Annotated in this window: 13 protein-coding genes and 1 pseudogene; 11 read left to right on the top strand and 3 right to left on the bottom strand. The window is 70.5% G+C overall.

The genetic code is table 11. The features are described 5' to 3' along the window. Positions 1-50: 50 nt before the first annotated feature. Positions 51-881: a hypothetical protein gene (locus BUE43_RS23145; protein WP_073486762.1), complete on the bottom strand. Its 831-nt coding sequence runs from the start codon at positions 879-881 to the stop codon at positions 51-53. 211 nt (positions 882-1,092) lie between these two features. Here BUE43_RS23145 and BUE43_RS23140 point away from each other — a divergent pair, with 211 nt between their 5' ends. Then, positions 1,093-1,554 carry an aromatic-ring hydroxylase C-terminal domain-containing protein gene (locus tag BUE43_RS23140; protein WP_200797645.1) on the top strand — a complete coding sequence of 154 codons (462 nt, stop codon included), beginning with the start codon at positions 1,093-1,095 and terminating at the stop codon, positions 1,552-1,554. A 50-nt stretch (positions 1,555-1,604) separates the two neighbouring features. Then, on the top strand, positions 1,605-2,273 hold the full coding sequence (locus BUE43_RS23135) for a GDSL-type esterase/lipase family protein (protein ID WP_073486760.1): 669 nt from the start codon (positions 1,605-1,607) through the stop codon (positions 2,271-2,273). 306 nt (positions 2,274-2,579) lie between these two features. On the opposite strand, the gene BUE43_RS23130 is transcribed toward BUE43_RS23135, so the two are convergent. Then, positions 2,580-3,125 (bottom strand): EF-hand domain-containing protein, encoded by a 546-nt coding sequence (locus BUE43_RS23130; RefSeq protein ID WP_073486891.1) that lies wholly within the window; start codon positions 3,123-3,125, stop codon positions 2,580-2,582. 211 nt (positions 3,126-3,336) lie between these two features. On the opposite strand from BUE43_RS23130, the gene BUE43_RS23125 reads away from it, so the two are divergent. The 5 genes and pseudogenes from BUE43_RS23125 to BUE43_RS36030 all read left to right on the top strand — a co-directional run. Then, positions 3,337-4,503: an alkaline phosphatase family protein gene (locus BUE43_RS23125; RefSeq protein WP_073486758.1), complete on the top strand. Its 1,167-nt coding sequence runs from the start codon at positions 3,337-3,339 to the stop codon at positions 4,501-4,503. Positions 4,504-4,629: 126 nt separating this feature from the next. Next, a complete protein-coding gene (locus BUE43_RS33635) occupies positions 4,630-4,953 on the top strand; it encodes an SDR family oxidoreductase (protein WP_073486755.1) in 324 nt (107 codons plus the stop codon). Positions 4,954-5,305: 352 nt separating this feature from the next. After that, complete coding sequence (locus tag BUE43_RS23115) at positions 5,306-6,415, top strand: carboxylate-amine ligase (protein WP_073486753.1); 1,110 nt, start codon at positions 5,306-5,308, stop codon at positions 6,413-6,415. A 196-nt stretch (positions 6,416-6,611) separates the two neighbouring features. Further along, positions 6,612-7,496, top strand: coding sequence for an alpha/beta fold hydrolase (locus tag BUE43_RS23110; protein WP_083960067.1), 885 nt, complete (start codon positions 6,612-6,614; stop codon positions 7,494-7,496). A gap of 29 nt (positions 7,497-7,525) precedes the next feature. Next, positions 7,526-7,675 (top strand): annotated as a pseudogene (locus BUE43_RS36030) (MerR family DNA-binding transcriptional regulator); the annotation flags it as partial. A 636-nt stretch (positions 7,676-8,311) separates the two neighbouring features. On the opposite strand, the gene BUE43_RS23100 reads toward BUE43_RS36030, so the two are convergent. After that, the gene (locus BUE43_RS23100) at positions 8,312-9,190 is read right to left on the bottom strand and encodes a LysR family transcriptional regulator (RefSeq protein ID WP_073486751.1); all 879 of its coding nucleotides are present in this window, start codon (positions 9,188-9,190) and stop codon (positions 8,312-8,314) included. 82 nt (positions 9,191-9,272) lie between these two features. On the opposite strand from BUE43_RS23100, the gene BUE43_RS23095 reads away from it, so the two are divergent. From BUE43_RS23095 to BUE43_RS23080, 4 genes are all read left to right on the top strand, one after another. Then, positions 9,273-10,166, top strand: coding sequence for an MBL fold metallo-hydrolase (locus BUE43_RS23095; protein WP_073486749.1), 894 nt, complete (start codon positions 9,273-9,275; stop codon positions 10,164-10,166). Positions 10,167-10,719: 553 nt separating this feature from the next. Next, positions 10,720-12,033 carry a glycosyltransferase gene (locus BUE43_RS23090; RefSeq protein ID WP_159447778.1) on the top strand — a complete coding sequence of 438 codons (1,314 nt, stop codon included), beginning with the start codon at positions 10,720-10,722 and terminating at the stop codon, positions 12,031-12,033. Beyond that, positions 12,030-13,193 (top strand): DegT/DnrJ/EryC1/StrS family aminotransferase, encoded by a 1,164-nt coding sequence (locus BUE43_RS23085; RefSeq protein WP_159447777.1) that lies wholly within the window; start codon positions 12,030-12,032, stop codon positions 13,191-13,193. Before BUE43_RS23090 ends, BUE43_RS23085 begins: the two co-directional genes overlap by 4 nt. After that, positions 13,184-14,584 (top strand): hypothetical protein, encoded by a 1,401-nt coding sequence (locus tag BUE43_RS23080; RefSeq protein ID WP_073486744.1) that lies wholly within the window; start codon positions 13,184-13,186, stop codon positions 14,582-14,584. Before BUE43_RS23085 ends, BUE43_RS23080 begins: the two co-directional genes overlap by 10 nt. Positions 14,585-14,758 lie beyond the last annotated feature (174 nt).

Raw genomic sequence — 14,758 nt, 5'->3', positions numbered from 1 at the left:
ACTTCTTCGCTCACACATTCGCTCACACATTCGCTCACACGCTGCCGCTGTCATTCCGGCTTGGGAGGGGCGGCGCCGGCCGCCGTAGGGCGCAGCAGTGCCGGATCGGCCCGGGTCAGGGCCGCCGGCGCGGCCAGCTGCCAGCCGCTCTCGTACGCCTCGGCGAAGCGCTCGTCGCCGAGCGCGGCCCGGCCGCGGCTGGCCAGCGCGCGGACCCGGGGTTCGCTGCGGTCGTGGGCGCCGCGCAGGCGGGCCGCCGCGCCGAGCACGACGGCCGCGTCGAGGAACTGCCCGTGCGACGCGGCGAGGCCGGCCACGGTCACCGCGACCGTGGCCGCGATCGGGGAGTCCCTGCTGTTGACCGCGGCCGCGTGCGCCCGGTGCAGGGCCGCCTCGGCGGCGGGGCCGTCGCCGAGTTCGAGGCAGAGTTCGGCCCGCACGGCGCCGACCAGGGCCTGTCCGTGGTCGTTGCCGAACGGGAGCTGGTCGGACAGGCCGGCCTCGGCCGCCTCGACCAGCTCCCGTGCCCGGTCCAGGTCGCCGGTGCGCAGCCGGAGGCCGGCCTCGCGGGCGTCGAGCAGCACCACGGTCTCGGGCATGGTCGAGCGCGGCGTGCGCTCCCGGGTCACGGCGGTGATCGCCGCCGCCCGCTCGGTCTGGCCGAGTCGCACGTGCAGGTCGACCAGGCGCAGGTCGGTGTGGGTCCCGTCGCTGTGGCTGAGCGACCCGAACTGGCGGGCCCGCCGCTTGGCCTCGGTCAGGTCGGCCAGCGCGCCGTCGAGGTCGCCGTCGTACTGCCGCGGCAGCGCGCGCATCGGCAGTGCCATCGCCAGGCCCCAGCTGTCGCCCGCCTGGGCGAAACAGCCCAGTGCCACGGCCACGTCGGCGCCGACCTGGTCGAGGTGGCCGTCTTCTCGGCGCGCTCGGCCCTGGCCATCCGGGCCAGTCCGGCCAGCCACCTGTCCGGGCCGTCGGCCAGCCGCTGGATGAGCGGCGACGCCTCGATCCCGGCCACGGCGGCCAGCCGGTCCGCGACCAGCACGCCGAAGGCCGGCAGCCCCGGGCGAGCGCCATCCGGTTGGTGCCTGGGCGTTGGACTGGACGCGCGCCCAGGCGACGGCGATGCGGCCGGACCCGCACGGCCAGGCGATCCAGGGCGTGCTCCGCGACCTGCTCTCGACCCGGGACGGAACGACCTACGTGGTCGGAAAGGTCTCGGGATCGTCGATCCGCTACGACCTCGGCGGCGAGCACCCGCTGGTCGGCCGCGACGCCCCGGACTTCCGTCTGGAGGACGGCACTCGCCTCGGCGACCTGATGTGCGACGGGCGAGGCGTCGCACTCGATTTCAGCGTCGACGGATGCCTGCGCGATGCGGCGACGGGCTGGGCCGGTCGACTGCGGTACGCGGTCGGGACGGCGAGGAACGACCTCGGCCTGGGCGCCGTGCTCGTCCGGCCTGACGGCATCGTTGCCTGGGCCGGTGATCGCGCTGCGGGCCGGGAAGCGTTCGGGCGAGCCGCCCGCCAGTGGTTCGACGCGCCGGAGATCTGACGCGGCCGCACCTCTTTCCCTTGTCCTTCAACCAAGTTCCAGGAGCACAGATGACGGTCACCCTCCGCCGGGGAAGCACCGTGGTGTTCACCGGCGACTCGATCACCGACAGCCAACGGCTGGAGAGCGAGGACGGTCTCGGGTTCGGCTATCCGCTGCGCATCGCGGGCGAGTGGGGCTTCCGGCACCCGGACCGGCCCGTCACCTGGCTGAACACCGGCGTCGGCGGCGACAAGGGGATGGACCTCGAAGCCCGCTGGCAGACGGACGTGCTCGACGCGCGCCCGGACGTGGTGTCGATCCTCGTCGGGGTCAACGACATGGCCTGGCACACGCTGGACCCGGCCGGGCACGTGATCCCCGTGGAGGACTTCGAGGCCGGTTATGACCGCCTGCTCGCGCCGTTGGCCGAGGCGGGCACGGAGCTGGTCCTCATCGAGCCGTTCCTCCTGCCGATCCGCGGTGTCGTCGAGGCCGGCGCCGGTCACGCGCTCATCGCGGAGAAGGAGCGAGCGGAATGGCGCGCCGACCTGGACCCGAAGATCCAGGTCGTGCGCGATCTCGCCCGCGGGTACGGCGCGCACCTGCTCGCCGCCGACAGCATGTTCGCCGAACTCGCGGCGACGACCGGGCCGGAGTACTGGGCCGCGGACGGCGTGCACCCGACGCCGGCCGGCCATGCCGCGCTCGCGGCGGCCTGGCTGCGCCTGGTCGCGTGACCGACACGGGAAGTCGCACTGCTGAGCACGTGTCCACTGTGGACTGTTTTTGTGGTGGCCGATGGTGACGACGAGGCGCAGTGGCTCCAGTACGCGATCAGGATCGCGAGGGACTGGAACGACAAGCACGACGGCGCGGGCTTAGTGACCCGCTTCGGGGTTGAGTCGGAGTTCCTGAGCCGGCAACTCGCCCAACGGGGGGTGGCGCCGCGTGCGCATGCGCACAGCCGCCCACCGGAACCGGGCTCCAGGGGCGGCTGTGCGCGGCTTCTGGCCGAGACCGGCCAACGCCTCGAAGGAGGTGGATCAGACGCGCCCGAAGAACAGGCTGCCCGGTGCTTCCGGGTCGTTGGAGAGGAAGTGCTCACGGACCGCGCGGATGAACTCGTGGCGGGAGACCGCGCCGTCCCCGTCGACGTCCAGCTTGGCGAAGCCCTCCAGCGCGTCGGACGCGTCGATCCGCCACACGTCCCTGGCGAGGCGGGCGTACTCCTCCCTGCTGATCTCGTTGTCGCCGTCGGTGTCGACGACGTCGAAGATCGCGTGGGCACCGCCCTCGGTCACGTTGAGCCGGCTGGTGTCGATGGTCGCGAGGCGGGTGGCCGTGACGTACTGGTCCTTGGTGAGCCGATCCCCGTCCACGCCCGCGTGCCGCAGCACGTCCAGCCAGTACATCTGGCAGAAGGCGACGAGCGCCCTGGCCCGGCGGTCGTTCCTGTCGAGCTTGTAGGCCTCGATGTAGCGGTCGGCGAGCTTCTGGTAGTCGGACCACTCCAGGTAGCCGTTGCCGTCGGCGTCCAGGGCGTCGAACGAACGCTCGAGCTTGTTGGCGATGATGTCCTGCACCGTCATCGGGCCCGTCCCTTCGATGATCTTGATCGCTGGCGTTCCCAGGATGGGACACGATCGCGCGAGGGGGTACCGGGCCGCGATGATGATCACTTGATCGAGTGACCTCCTGTGCGGCCTCCGCGCGCCACACCGCAGGTGGTCGCGCTGATGCCTTGTGCCGCGAGCTGTCGGCCTCCAGGGCAGGTCTCGACGTCGTGGCTAGGGTCGTCTCATGGAGCCGCTGGTCCCTCAGTACGGGCACGGCACGCTGTCGGAGGTCGTTCCGTCGCTGCTGGCGGGGATGGGTGTTCCGGGCATGGACGACGTGCTCGGGCTGGCCGGCCCGTCGCGGGTGTGCCTGCTGCTCGTCGATGGCCTCGGGTGGCAGTTGCTGCGCGAGTACCGCTCTGACGCACCGTTTCTGGGATCGCTGGTCCGGGAGCGGACGCCCATCACGGCGGGGTTTCCCGCCACCACGGCGACCAGCATCGCGTCGCTGGCCACGGCGATGCCCAGCGGGCAGCACGGCCTCGTCGGGTATTCCTTCGCTGTTGACGGTGAGGGTGGCGAGGAGTTGCTCAACGCCTTGCGGTGGCATCGCCATGGTGTGGCCGAGCAGGTTGATCTGCGGGCATCGCTGGTGCCTGAGCACATCCAGCCACAGCCAACTGCCTTCGACCGCGCTGCTGAGGCTGGTGTGCTGGTGCGGCTTGTGGCGCCCGCGGAGCAGTACGGCAGTGGGTTGTCGCGTGCGGTGCTGCGGGGTGGGGAGTTCCGCGGGGTGTACGGGTTGGGGGATCTGGTCAGCCGCACTCTGGAGGCGTTGGGTGAGCGGGACCGGGTGTTGTGCTACAGCTACCACGCTGATCTGGACTCGTTGGGGCATGTGTACGGGCCGGGGAGTGATCCCTGGCGTCGGCAGTTGGCGTTCGTGGACCGGGTGGCGTTGACGATCGCGGAGAACCTGCCCCGGGGTGGTGCGCTCGTGGTGACGGCTGACCACGGCATGGTCGGGGTGGGCGAGGCGGATCGGGTGGACTTCGACACCGAGACCGATCTCCAGGACGGGGTGCGGGTGCTCGGTGGTGAGGCCCGGGTGCGGCACGTCTACACCAGTCCTGGTGCCACGGATGAGGTTCGGGCGCGGTGGGGCGAGGTTCTGGGTGACCGGGTGTGGATCGCGACGCGGGAGGAGGCGATCGCGGCTGGGTGGTTCGGTCCGCGGGTCGCTGCGCACATCCGGTCCCGGATCGGGGATCTTGTTGTGGCGGCGCGGGGTGATCTGGCGGTGGTGCGGTCGGTCGTGGAGTCGCGCCTGTCCGGGTTCGCGGGGCAGCACGGCTCGCTGACCGCGGCCGAGCAGCTTGTTCCGTTGTTGGTGTTCGTCAACGCTGGCTAGGAACACGACCCAACGCCGAGCAGGCGACTGATGGCGCGCCATCTCCCGGGACCACGACGTCGACCTCGTCAGCGAAGCCTCCCTACCACCGGGGACACGTCCCGTCCCCGGCCGACGGGTTCCCCGGTGCCGCCGCGAGAACTACTCCTGACCGGTGCCACGGGCTTCCTGGAGGCCTCCCTGGTCGACCACCCCGCATCCGTCGCGGTGCGGGCCCACTGCCTGGTCCGGGCTCCGGACCGCGAGAGCGCGCAGCACAGGATCGCCGAAGCCCTGGCAGTGCCGGCGGATCTGTCCGATCTCCGCACCGCCTACGCCCAGACCAAGTGGGTGTCGGAACACCTCGTCGCACAGGCGGCGGCACGCGGACTGCCCGCGACGATCTGCCGTCCCGGCGAGACCGCCGGAGTCAGCACCGCCGGGGCGTGGAACACCGGCAGCCTCCTGTGAGCCCTCATCCGCGTCACCCCCCCGCCGCCCCTTCACCCCTACGTTCCGTTGGTGTCCCCACTCAACACCGGGAACCCCGACCTCGCGTGGGTTCTCCGGCCGCCCCTGCCCATCACGGCCACCGCACTCGACCCCACCCACGTGCTGTCCGCCGACGCAGCCTCCTGCCCTTCCGTCGACAGCCGCCTCATCGATCGGGTACCTCGGCTACCTGCGCCACGCCGGGTTCATGCCCCGGCCAGGCGCGTGACGAACCGGAGCGGCAGGAACCGCGGGAGAACCAGAGCGGCCCTACCCTGTCCCGGAACCGAGGAACACTCCGGCCCCGCGCCAGCGGTACGGGAGGTAGGCCATGGCCCTCGGCCACCACGAACCCCCCACGCTCGGAGTGGAGGAGGAGTACTTCCTCGTCGACACCGCCACCCGCCTCGTGTCGCCCTCCAGCACGAGGGTGCTCCGCCGCGCTCGCGCGCTGCTCGGCCCGCAGGTCTCCGGCGAGTTCACCGAGTACCAGATCGAGGCCAAAACACGTCCCTGCACGTGGCGGGGCGAGCTCGTCACGCAGATCTCGCGCATGCGCGCGGCCGTCGCCCACGCCGCCCGCGCCGAAGGGCTCGGCGTGGTCGCGAGTGGAACACCGCTCCTGGGCGCCCAACTACCCGCGCCGCGCCGCGCCGACCCGCGTTACGACGAGGAGGCCCACGCCTTCCGCTCCACCATCGACGACTACGTGATCTGCTCCCTGCACACCCACGTCCAACTCCCGGACCGGGATGAGGCGGTCCTGGTCGGCAACCACCTGCGCCCCTGGCTTCCCCTCCTCGTGTCCCTCAGCGCCAACTCTCCGTACTGGGCGGAGAAGGACACTGGCTACGCCAGTTGGCGCACCGTCATCAAGAGCCGGGGCCCCGCGGACGGGCCCCCGCCCTACTTCCCGTCGCCCCGGGACTTCGACACCACCCTGTCGACGCTGAGCACGATCGGCGTGCTCAACACACCGCGGGACCTGCTGTGGGACATCCGACCCGGTATCCAGTTGCCCACCGTCGAGATCCGGGTGATGGACGTGCCGGTCACCGCCACCGAGTCCACCGCGCTGGCCTGCCTCGTCCGCGCGCTGGTGATCCAGTCCGCGGCCATGGTGCGCCGAGGCGATCCAGGACCTCCCGTCCCGCAGCAGACCCTCCGAGCCGCCTACTGGCGGGCCGCACGGGACGGCTACGCGGGCCGGAGCTGGGACCCGCTCACCGGTCAACTCCTCGCCACCCCGGCGGTGGCCCGGAAGCTCCTCCACCACATCGGCCCCGTGCTCGAAGAACACCGCGAACTGACCGCGGTCCTCGCGTTCCTCCACGACCTGGAAACCGCGGGCGACGGCAGCAGTCGACAGCGCGCCGCGTTCGCTTCCCGCGACAGTCTCGTCGATGTCGTTGACTACCTCGTGGGGGACACACACGGGTAACCACGACGGCGTCAGTGCGCCCCAGCCGCCCGGAACGTTGCGGCGGCGATGGCCGACGGCAGTTCCTCCACTGAGGACACGGTGCCGATGGTGCCTGGATGGGGGGCGAGGCCGGTGCTTCTGGCGGTGTGTGTGAGGGTCCTTGTCGCCCCGAGCGTTGACCTTGACGCAGCGACAAGCCCGCACCATGGCCGGCATGACGACGAGAACCAGTGCGGCGGAGGCCACGGGTCCGCGCACGTCGTGCGACGACACGGGGGAGAGGGGCGGGGTGGACGACAGGACGGTGCGGCACTTCGCGGTTCACCACGACAGGGTCGTGATCTCGGTGTCGCGTGGCGGTCGGGGAAGGCCCCTGGTCCTGTGCCCGGGGCTGAGCTCGACGCAGGCCGGTCTGCACGAGCTGATCGCGCTGCTGCGACGCGACCACGACGTGGTGTCCTTCGACCTCAGGGGCCACGGCCTTTCCTCGGCCGCCGACCGGTACTCCTTCGACGCGTTCCTGGGCGACCTCCGCGCCGTGATGGCGGAGCTGGGACGCCTCGACCTGCCCTCGGCGCCTGTGCTCGTGGGCTACTCGTTGGGCGCGGACCTGGCCGTGCACCACGCCGCCGAGCATCCGGACACCGTCGCCGAGCTTGTCCTCATCGACGGCGCGAACCCGGTTCCCGAACCGTTCGTCACCGAGGCGGAGCTGCCGGAGTTCCGCGCGATGTGGGAGGACCTGGCGACGCGGTACGAGAACGAGCGGGGCAGCGTGCGGCAGATGTTGCTCACCGCAGAGGAGATCCTCGCCCTGAACCGCGAGATCGACGTGGTCCGGTCCGAGATCCTGGACCGGTACCGGAAGGTCGACCGTCCTATCAGGATGATCATGTCGACCGCGATGGCCGGCGACAGCGGCGAAGCGCGCACCCGGTGGCGCAACCAGAACTGGCGCGCCGGCATCGAGCGACTCGTCCGCGAGTGCCCGCGCCTCTCCACGTCCTGGCTTGATGCCCATCACGGACTGGTCTTCACCCACGCCGAGGAGATCGCCCAGATCATCCGGAGCGCGCACGGCGCTCGGTGCGTCAGGTGACGCCTCCCAGCCTGAAGGAGACTGGTTCGATGCTGACCATCGGCGAGCTGGCGTCGTACGCGGGAGTGACGGCGCGCACGGTGCGGCACTACCACGCCAAGGGGCTGCTGGCGGAGCCCGAACGCGACCACTCTGGTTATCGCAGATACGACGCCGGCTCCGTGGTCGAGCTGATCAGAATCCGGACCCTCGCCAGGGCCGGGATTCCGCTGGCACGCGTTCGGGAACTGCTCAGGTCCGACGAGGAGGAGTTCGCCGCGGCGGTCGCGGACATCGACAAGCGGCTGCGGGCGGAGATCCGGGAGCGACAGCGGCACCGCGAGCGGATCGCCCGCCTCGCCGCGGGGGACAACCTGGCGTTGCCCCCGGAGGTGGTGGCGTTTCTCGACCACCTGCGGGCACTCGGCGTCGACGAGCGGATCGTCCAGGTCGAACGCGACGGCTGGATCCCGCTGGCGGCGCGCTCTCCGGAGCGGGTTCCGGAGTGGGTGGCCCGCAAGCGGAAGCAGATCGCCGACCCGCGGTTCCTTGAGTTCTACCTCACCCTGGGCCAGGCTCTGGACCGGCCCGACGGCGACCCGCGTCTGCTCGATCTCGCGGACAGGCTGGCCGCCTACCTCACGTGGCTGGCCGACGAGCAGGGCGAGAACCACATCGACGACGTCGACGTCGCACGACCCTTCGCCGAGCTGATGGACAGGCTGGTGTTCGACACCGTGCCGGCGGCCCGTCGACTGATCGAGCTGCTCAGGACGCGAGGCTGGACCGGCTGGACCAAGCTGGAGCGTGTGGAGCCTCGACCGGGAGCCTCCCGTCTAGGCTCGGGTCGACCGGTACGTGGTGACGGCGATCTGGACGAACGAGCGGATCACCGGGTTCTCCCGTGCCGCCGCCCAGGCCACGACCAGGGGACTCGGGGGCATGTCGGCGAGCGGCACCACGGTGAGCCCGTCGGGCAGGGCGTGGGCGAGGGTGAGGGGCGCGATGCCGACCGCCCCGTTCCACAGGACGGTCTGAAGACACTCGTGGACAGTGCGCACCACCGGCCCGGCCGGCCGTTCACCGACCGGCGTCGCGCCGTTCCAGTAGTCGCGCCAGAGGGCGTCCGTGCCGTCCGGCAACTGGAACCAGGGGTGGCCGGCGAGATCGGCCCTGCGGAGAACGGTGCGGCCAGCCAGGGGATCGTCCGTGCGCAGAACAACCCCGACCTGGTCGGAACGCAGCGCGCGCACGCTGATTCCGGTGTCGTCGAAAGGACTTCGGGTCAGCGCCACGTCGACCAGCCCGTTGCGCAGCCCGATGGTGGGATCGGTGAAATCCGCCTCGCGGAACCGGATTGGGACCTCGGGGTGGCGTCGGCGGAATGCCGCGGCCAGGCGCCCGCCGACCTCGTCGGCGCTGTCGGCGAGCACGCCGACAGTGAGCGTCGCGGTGCCGGCCGCCGCCGTGACCCGGGCGCGCGCCTGCTCGGCCTCGGCCAGCAGGGTTCTGGCCTCCGTGTACAGGGTCTCGCCGGCGGCGGTGAGTGCGACGCCGGCGGCCGACCGGCGCAGGAGCGTGACCCCGAGGTCGGTTTCCAACTGCCTGATGGCCCGGCTCAGCGGCGGCTGGGTCATGTGCAGTCGGGCCGCGGCTCGCCCGAAGTGCCGTTCCTCGGTGACGGCGACGAAGTAGCGCAGCAGCCGGAGCTCCATGAGCAGCGACGATACCCGTGCGGTATCGGGGTTGCGGAGTCGGTGTTGGACGGTGGCCGCACACCGGCGCGACAGTCGGTCCATGTCTTCCGAACCTCTCACCCACGAGCCGGTCGTCGAGATCGGCCACGCCCAGGACATCGCCCGCGACCTGGTGGTGATCCCCAACCGCGGCGTCGGGCTCGTGCCCAACATCGGCGTGATCGGCGGCAGCCACTCCGTGTTGGTCGTCGAGACCGGCATGGGGCCGCGCAACGGCGAGGAGGTCCTCGCCTTCGCCGCCGAGTACGCCAAGGGGCGCAAGCTCTACCTGACCACCACGCACTTCCACCCCGAGCACGCGTTCGGTGCCCAAGCCTTCGCGGGCGAGGCGACCTACCTGGTCAACAGCGCGCAGGCCGCGGACCTCGCCCACCGAGGTCCGGGCTACCTGGAGATGTTCCGCGGCCTCGGCACGTCGGTCGCCCGGCAGTTGGACGGTGTCGAGCTGTCCACACCGGACGTGGTTTACGACGACACCCACGAGCTCGACCTGGGCGGCCGGGTCGTGCGGATGCGCGCCACCGGCCGAGCGCACAGCGCGGGCGACCAGGTGGTGACCGTACCCGACGTGGGTGTCCTGTTCACGGGTGATCTGGTCGAGGCCGGCCAGTTCTCGATCTTCCCGTGGTTCCCGCCGCACGACGTCGACGTCTCGGGCCTGCGCTGGATCGAGGTGATGCGCCGCCTGGTCACCACCAACCCGCGCCTGGTCGTGCCCGGCCACGGCCCCGTGTCCGGCCCCCAGGTACTCGCCGACGTCCGTGACTACCTTGAGCTGCTGCGCGACGAGACCTGGACCCGGCGCGACTCGGCGCTGAGCACGGAGACGATCGTCGCCGAGGTGGAGGCCCTGATGCTGGAGCGGCACCCGGAATGGGCCGGTCAGGAGTGGATCGAGAAGGGAGTCCACTGCTTCTGCGCCGAGCACCCCTGACGCGACGACAACAGAGCAACGCAGGCCAGGCAGGCCACCAACATCGTCCACATGCGACCGTCCAATGTGTACAAAGAATGTCCTGGCGATGCCCGGTGTTTCCATCCGTACGTCGGCGGCCATCGCATGTTCGCCGACGGCGAGGACGACGTCGATCTCACGCTCGGCGACTCGTGCTGAAGCGGACGGTATCGCGGGAGGAAACAGGTGGCCGCGTGGCTGGTCGGGAACCACGAGGTGCTGGAAGTCCAGCTCTCCCGGGACGGGGAGGCAGACGTGTCCACTCAGCTCCATGTCCGAACCTGGGCATCAGGCCCCGCATCCGACATCAGGGTCGCTCCCAGATCCGTCTCATCCTCAACCGACTCCGCGAGGATGGCGCTCACTTCTTCACTCACATGTGTCGCGCCGGTCGCACGATGAGGTCGTTCTCATCGTGCGCCACCCCTCGCCCGCGCACCTCGGCTGGCAGAGTTGGGATTGCCGATCACGTCCTACAAGACGACGGAGAACCTCGGTCCCCGCTGCCCTTCTTCCGCGAAGGGAGACGACGATGAGTGGCCGGAAACGCCTCATGCTGTACGCGGAAGGACTGGGGGACGGGGGCGCGGAGGCCGTGGTCGTCCATCTCGCGTCAGGCATGGCCCGACAGGGGTTCGACGTCTCCATCGTCCTGGAACGCGGCTGGATCAACCGGGCGATCCCACCCGGAGTCACGGTACAGGCGCTCGGGCCGCATGTCGGACCCTGGTCCCGCGCACAGCGGGTACGGGCGCTGGGACGGCTGTGGCTGGGACAACCACCGGACATCGTCATATCCCGCATCACCTATCCCAACCTCAACGCACTCCAGGCACGTGAGCGGATCCAGGGGCGTTTCCCGATCGTCTGCGTCGAGGACTGCATGCCCTCCCTGGTGCTTCCCCTCTACCCGAAACGCAGGGACTACAGCTACGACCGGTGTGTCGCCCAGATGCGGCACCTCTACCGGAAGGCGGACGCGCTCGTCGCGGTGAGCCGCTCCGTCGCCGAGGACGTCGCCAGTCTCGTGGGGGTGCCGACGACGGACGTCCGTGTCGTCCACAACCCCGTCGTCGGTCCGGAGCTTCCTGTGCTCGCGCAGCGGAAGACCGGGCATTCGTGGATGGACGACCCCACGCTGAGGGTCGTTCTCGGGGTGGGGAGGCTCGTTGTCGAGAAGAACTTCGAGACCCTGGTCGAGGCCTTCGCCCGGCTGGCTCCGACGGAGCCACGCGCCCGGCTCGTCATCCTGGGGCGGGGAGAGGGCAGGGAGAGCATCGTTCGTGCCGCCGCGGCGCTCGGTGTCGAACATCGGGTCTCGGTCCCGGGCTACGAGATGAACCCGTACGCCTTCCTGAGCCGAGCCGCGGTGGTGGTGCTGCCCTCGCTGACCGAGGGGCTCCCCAACGTGCTCGTCGAGGCGATGGCCTGCGGCACGCCAGTGGTGGCGACGGACAGCCCCGGCGGCAACCGAGAGCTTCTCGAAGACGGCCGACTCGGTCCGCTCACCCCGGTGAGAGATCCCGCGGCGCTCGCGGAGGCGATCAGGGCGACGATGAGCGCGCCGCCCGCTGCCGATGCCCTCATGGCGAAGGCCAGCGAGTTCCACGTTCACGCCGGAGTTCTCCGGTACCTCGACCTCGTCCGCGAGGTGATCAGGTCGGACGCCACGAGCTGCCGTCCCGCCGGTCGTCGGGTCGACCCCAGGACGCCCACGGTTCCCACGCCACCCGGTGGTCGCTCCGTGACCGCCACAGACGAGGGAGGCGCGCGCGGTGGCGCCCTGCACGTGAGCGACAGGGCTTCCGCCAGTCGCACAAGGGTGGGAGGCGGGGGAGAACCGTGAGCATCCTGGGCAGCGGAGACCTTCCGAGTTGGCCGCAACTCGGCGAGGACGAGGCACGGGCCGCGGCGGAGGTCATCCTCGGCAACGAACTCTCCCAGAACGCCGGCGACCACGTCAGCACGTTCGAGGAAGCCTACGCTGACCGGATCTCCGCCCCGCACGTCGTCGCGGTGAACAACGGCACGAGCGCGCTGCACCTCGCGCTGGTCGCGCTGGGGATCGGACCCGCCGACGAGGTGCTGGTGCCGGCCTACACATTCGTGGGATCGGCGACCCCCGTCCTCTACGTGGGCGCCACACCGGTCTTCGTCGACGTCGTGCCCGACACCTACTGCGTGGACCCGGCGGACGCGGCCAGGAAGATCACCGAACGCACCAGGGCGCTCGTGGTCGTGCACCTGAACGGTTATCCCGCCGCGATGACCGAACTGGTCGCTCTGGCCCGGCGGCACGACCTCAGGCTGATCGAGGACGCGGCCCAGGCCCACGGCGCGGAACACCAGGAGCGCCACGTCGGAACGATCGGCGACGTGGGGTGTTTCAGCTTCTGGCAGGACAAGACGATCACCACCGGCGGCGAGGGCGGCGCGGTGGTCACCAGCGACCCGCGTCTGGCAGGCACGCTGCGATCGTTGCGGGACCACGGGTTGCAGAAAACCGGAACCGGCCTCTACCACCACGCGCGGGTCGGCTTCAACTACCGCCTCACCTCCGCACAGGCGGCCATCGGCACCGTCCAGGTCGGCAAACTCACCGAGTTCGTGGCGGCACGCAGGCGCAATGCCGCACTTCTCGACCGCGCGTTGGGCGCCGTCCCCGGCATCAGGACTCCCTCCCCGAGCCCAGGAGGCAAACCCGCGCCGTGGAAGTACACCTGCAGGCTCACCACCGATCCCGCCGACCTGGACGTCGTCACCTTCCTGTCCGCCGTGCGGGATCTCGGGGTTCCCGCACAACGCCGCTACCCCGTCCCGCTCACCCGCCAGCCCATCTTCGCCGGCAACCCCACCCGAAACACCTGCCCGCGGGCTGACCTGTGCGCGGCCACCGCGTTCTCCCTCCCGGTTCACCCGGCGCTGACAGCCGAAGACCTGGAGCGCTGCGTCGCGGCGGTGACACAGGTGCTCACCTCACCCGAGGTGGCGATGTCATGCCGTTGACCCACGAGGTCGCGGTGGTCCTGACCTGCGACCCGGATCAGGGGCACCTTCCGCCCACGGTGTTGTCCTCAGTGGACCGACAGGAACCGGCGCCCGTCGAACGACTTCTCGTGCCCCACGGTTGCCGAACTCTCCCCGACCTGCCCAGCACGTGGCAGGTGATGTGGGGAGAGTGGCCGCATCCGGCGCAGATGCGCAACCAGGCGATGGCGAGAACGAGCGCACCGTGGGTCATGTTCACCAACGCCGACCAACTCCTCCCAGCCGAGGCGGTGGCGGCCACGCTGTCCGCCATCGGTCGATCCGGGAACGAGACCGGCGTCGTGTACCAGGAGGACAACGCCCCGCGACACGATTCCTCCCCACCGCGGGCCGGGCAGGACTACTGGCGACTCCGGATCGGCGACCACGAACCTCGCCGATCCACCTGGCGACGAAGCGCGGTCGAGCTCGTGGGTGGATGGTCGGATCGGTGCGATCGGTTGCTGGACCACGCACTTCTGCTCGACATCACCGAAGCGGGATGGCACGCGCTTCGGCTCGACGCCCCCGCCGGCCACAGCGCCGTCCCTCCCCCGGAGGCGGGGCAGACAGTCGACGGCTCAGAGGCCGTCCTCGCGCATGACCGGTGGCAGGCCCGATCCCTCGCCGTCGTGTCGCTGCACGCCGGTCGGGAGGCGACGTTTCCCCGGTGGGAGCGGTTCCTGTCGAACGCCGATCTGCCCAGGAAGACCTCGCTCTACGTGGTGGACAACAGCGGTCGCCGGGACTTCACGACGAGGATTCACGACGCCTGCTCGCGCATCGCGGAAACCCGGGGTTTGACGCACGTGGACGTGTCCGTGAACACGACCACGTACCAGCCCCGGCCGGACGACGACCACATGGCGAGAGGGCGCAACCTCCAGGTCGCCCGGCTCTACACCTCGCTTCTGCCCCGGGTTCGCGAGGACCTCGTGCTCACCCTGGAGGACGACATCGACCCACCGCTGTCCGCGGTCCGCCGACTCGGCCAGACGATCACCGGCACGCGGGGCGGCCCCGTGGGTGTGGTCGCGGCGGCGTGGGACCGCGTCGCGGACCGCTACGTCTCCGCGGGTCGGGGCGTCGACGGCATCGACGGCAGATGGGGCGAGTCCATCACCTGGGCGGAACTGTCCGACGAACCGAGCGATGCGGCATGCGTCGGTGGGGCGTGCACGATGTGGACGAACAGCGTGCTCTCCCAGGTACCGGTGAACTTTCGGTGGAACGACGACGGAAAGGGGAGAAGAGGGTGGGACGGCCTGCTGTGCGCCGAGATGCGCCGGCGCGGCTTCCGGGTTCTGGTCCACGGAGGTGTCCGGTGTCTCCACCACACAGGAGGCGAGATCCGCGATGCCGTTGACTGAGCCGCCCCACGCGAAGGCCGCGCGGCGCGCACCGAATCCCGTCCTGGCAAAGCACATCACCTGATCTCACACCACGGTGACCTGCGCCTGCTGATAGGAACGAGCTGGAACGGGCCGCTCCCAGAGCTTCGGGCACCCCGCGGTTCCCGCTTGGTCTGCCGCGTGCGGGAGGTC

Source organism: Streptoalloteichus hindustanus, assembly GCF_900129375.1.
Lineage (GTDB): Bacteria > Actinomycetota > Actinomycetes > Mycobacteriales > Pseudonocardiaceae > Streptoalloteichus > Streptoalloteichus hindustanus.
This window is presented reverse-complemented; position numbering and strand designations above follow the sequence as displayed.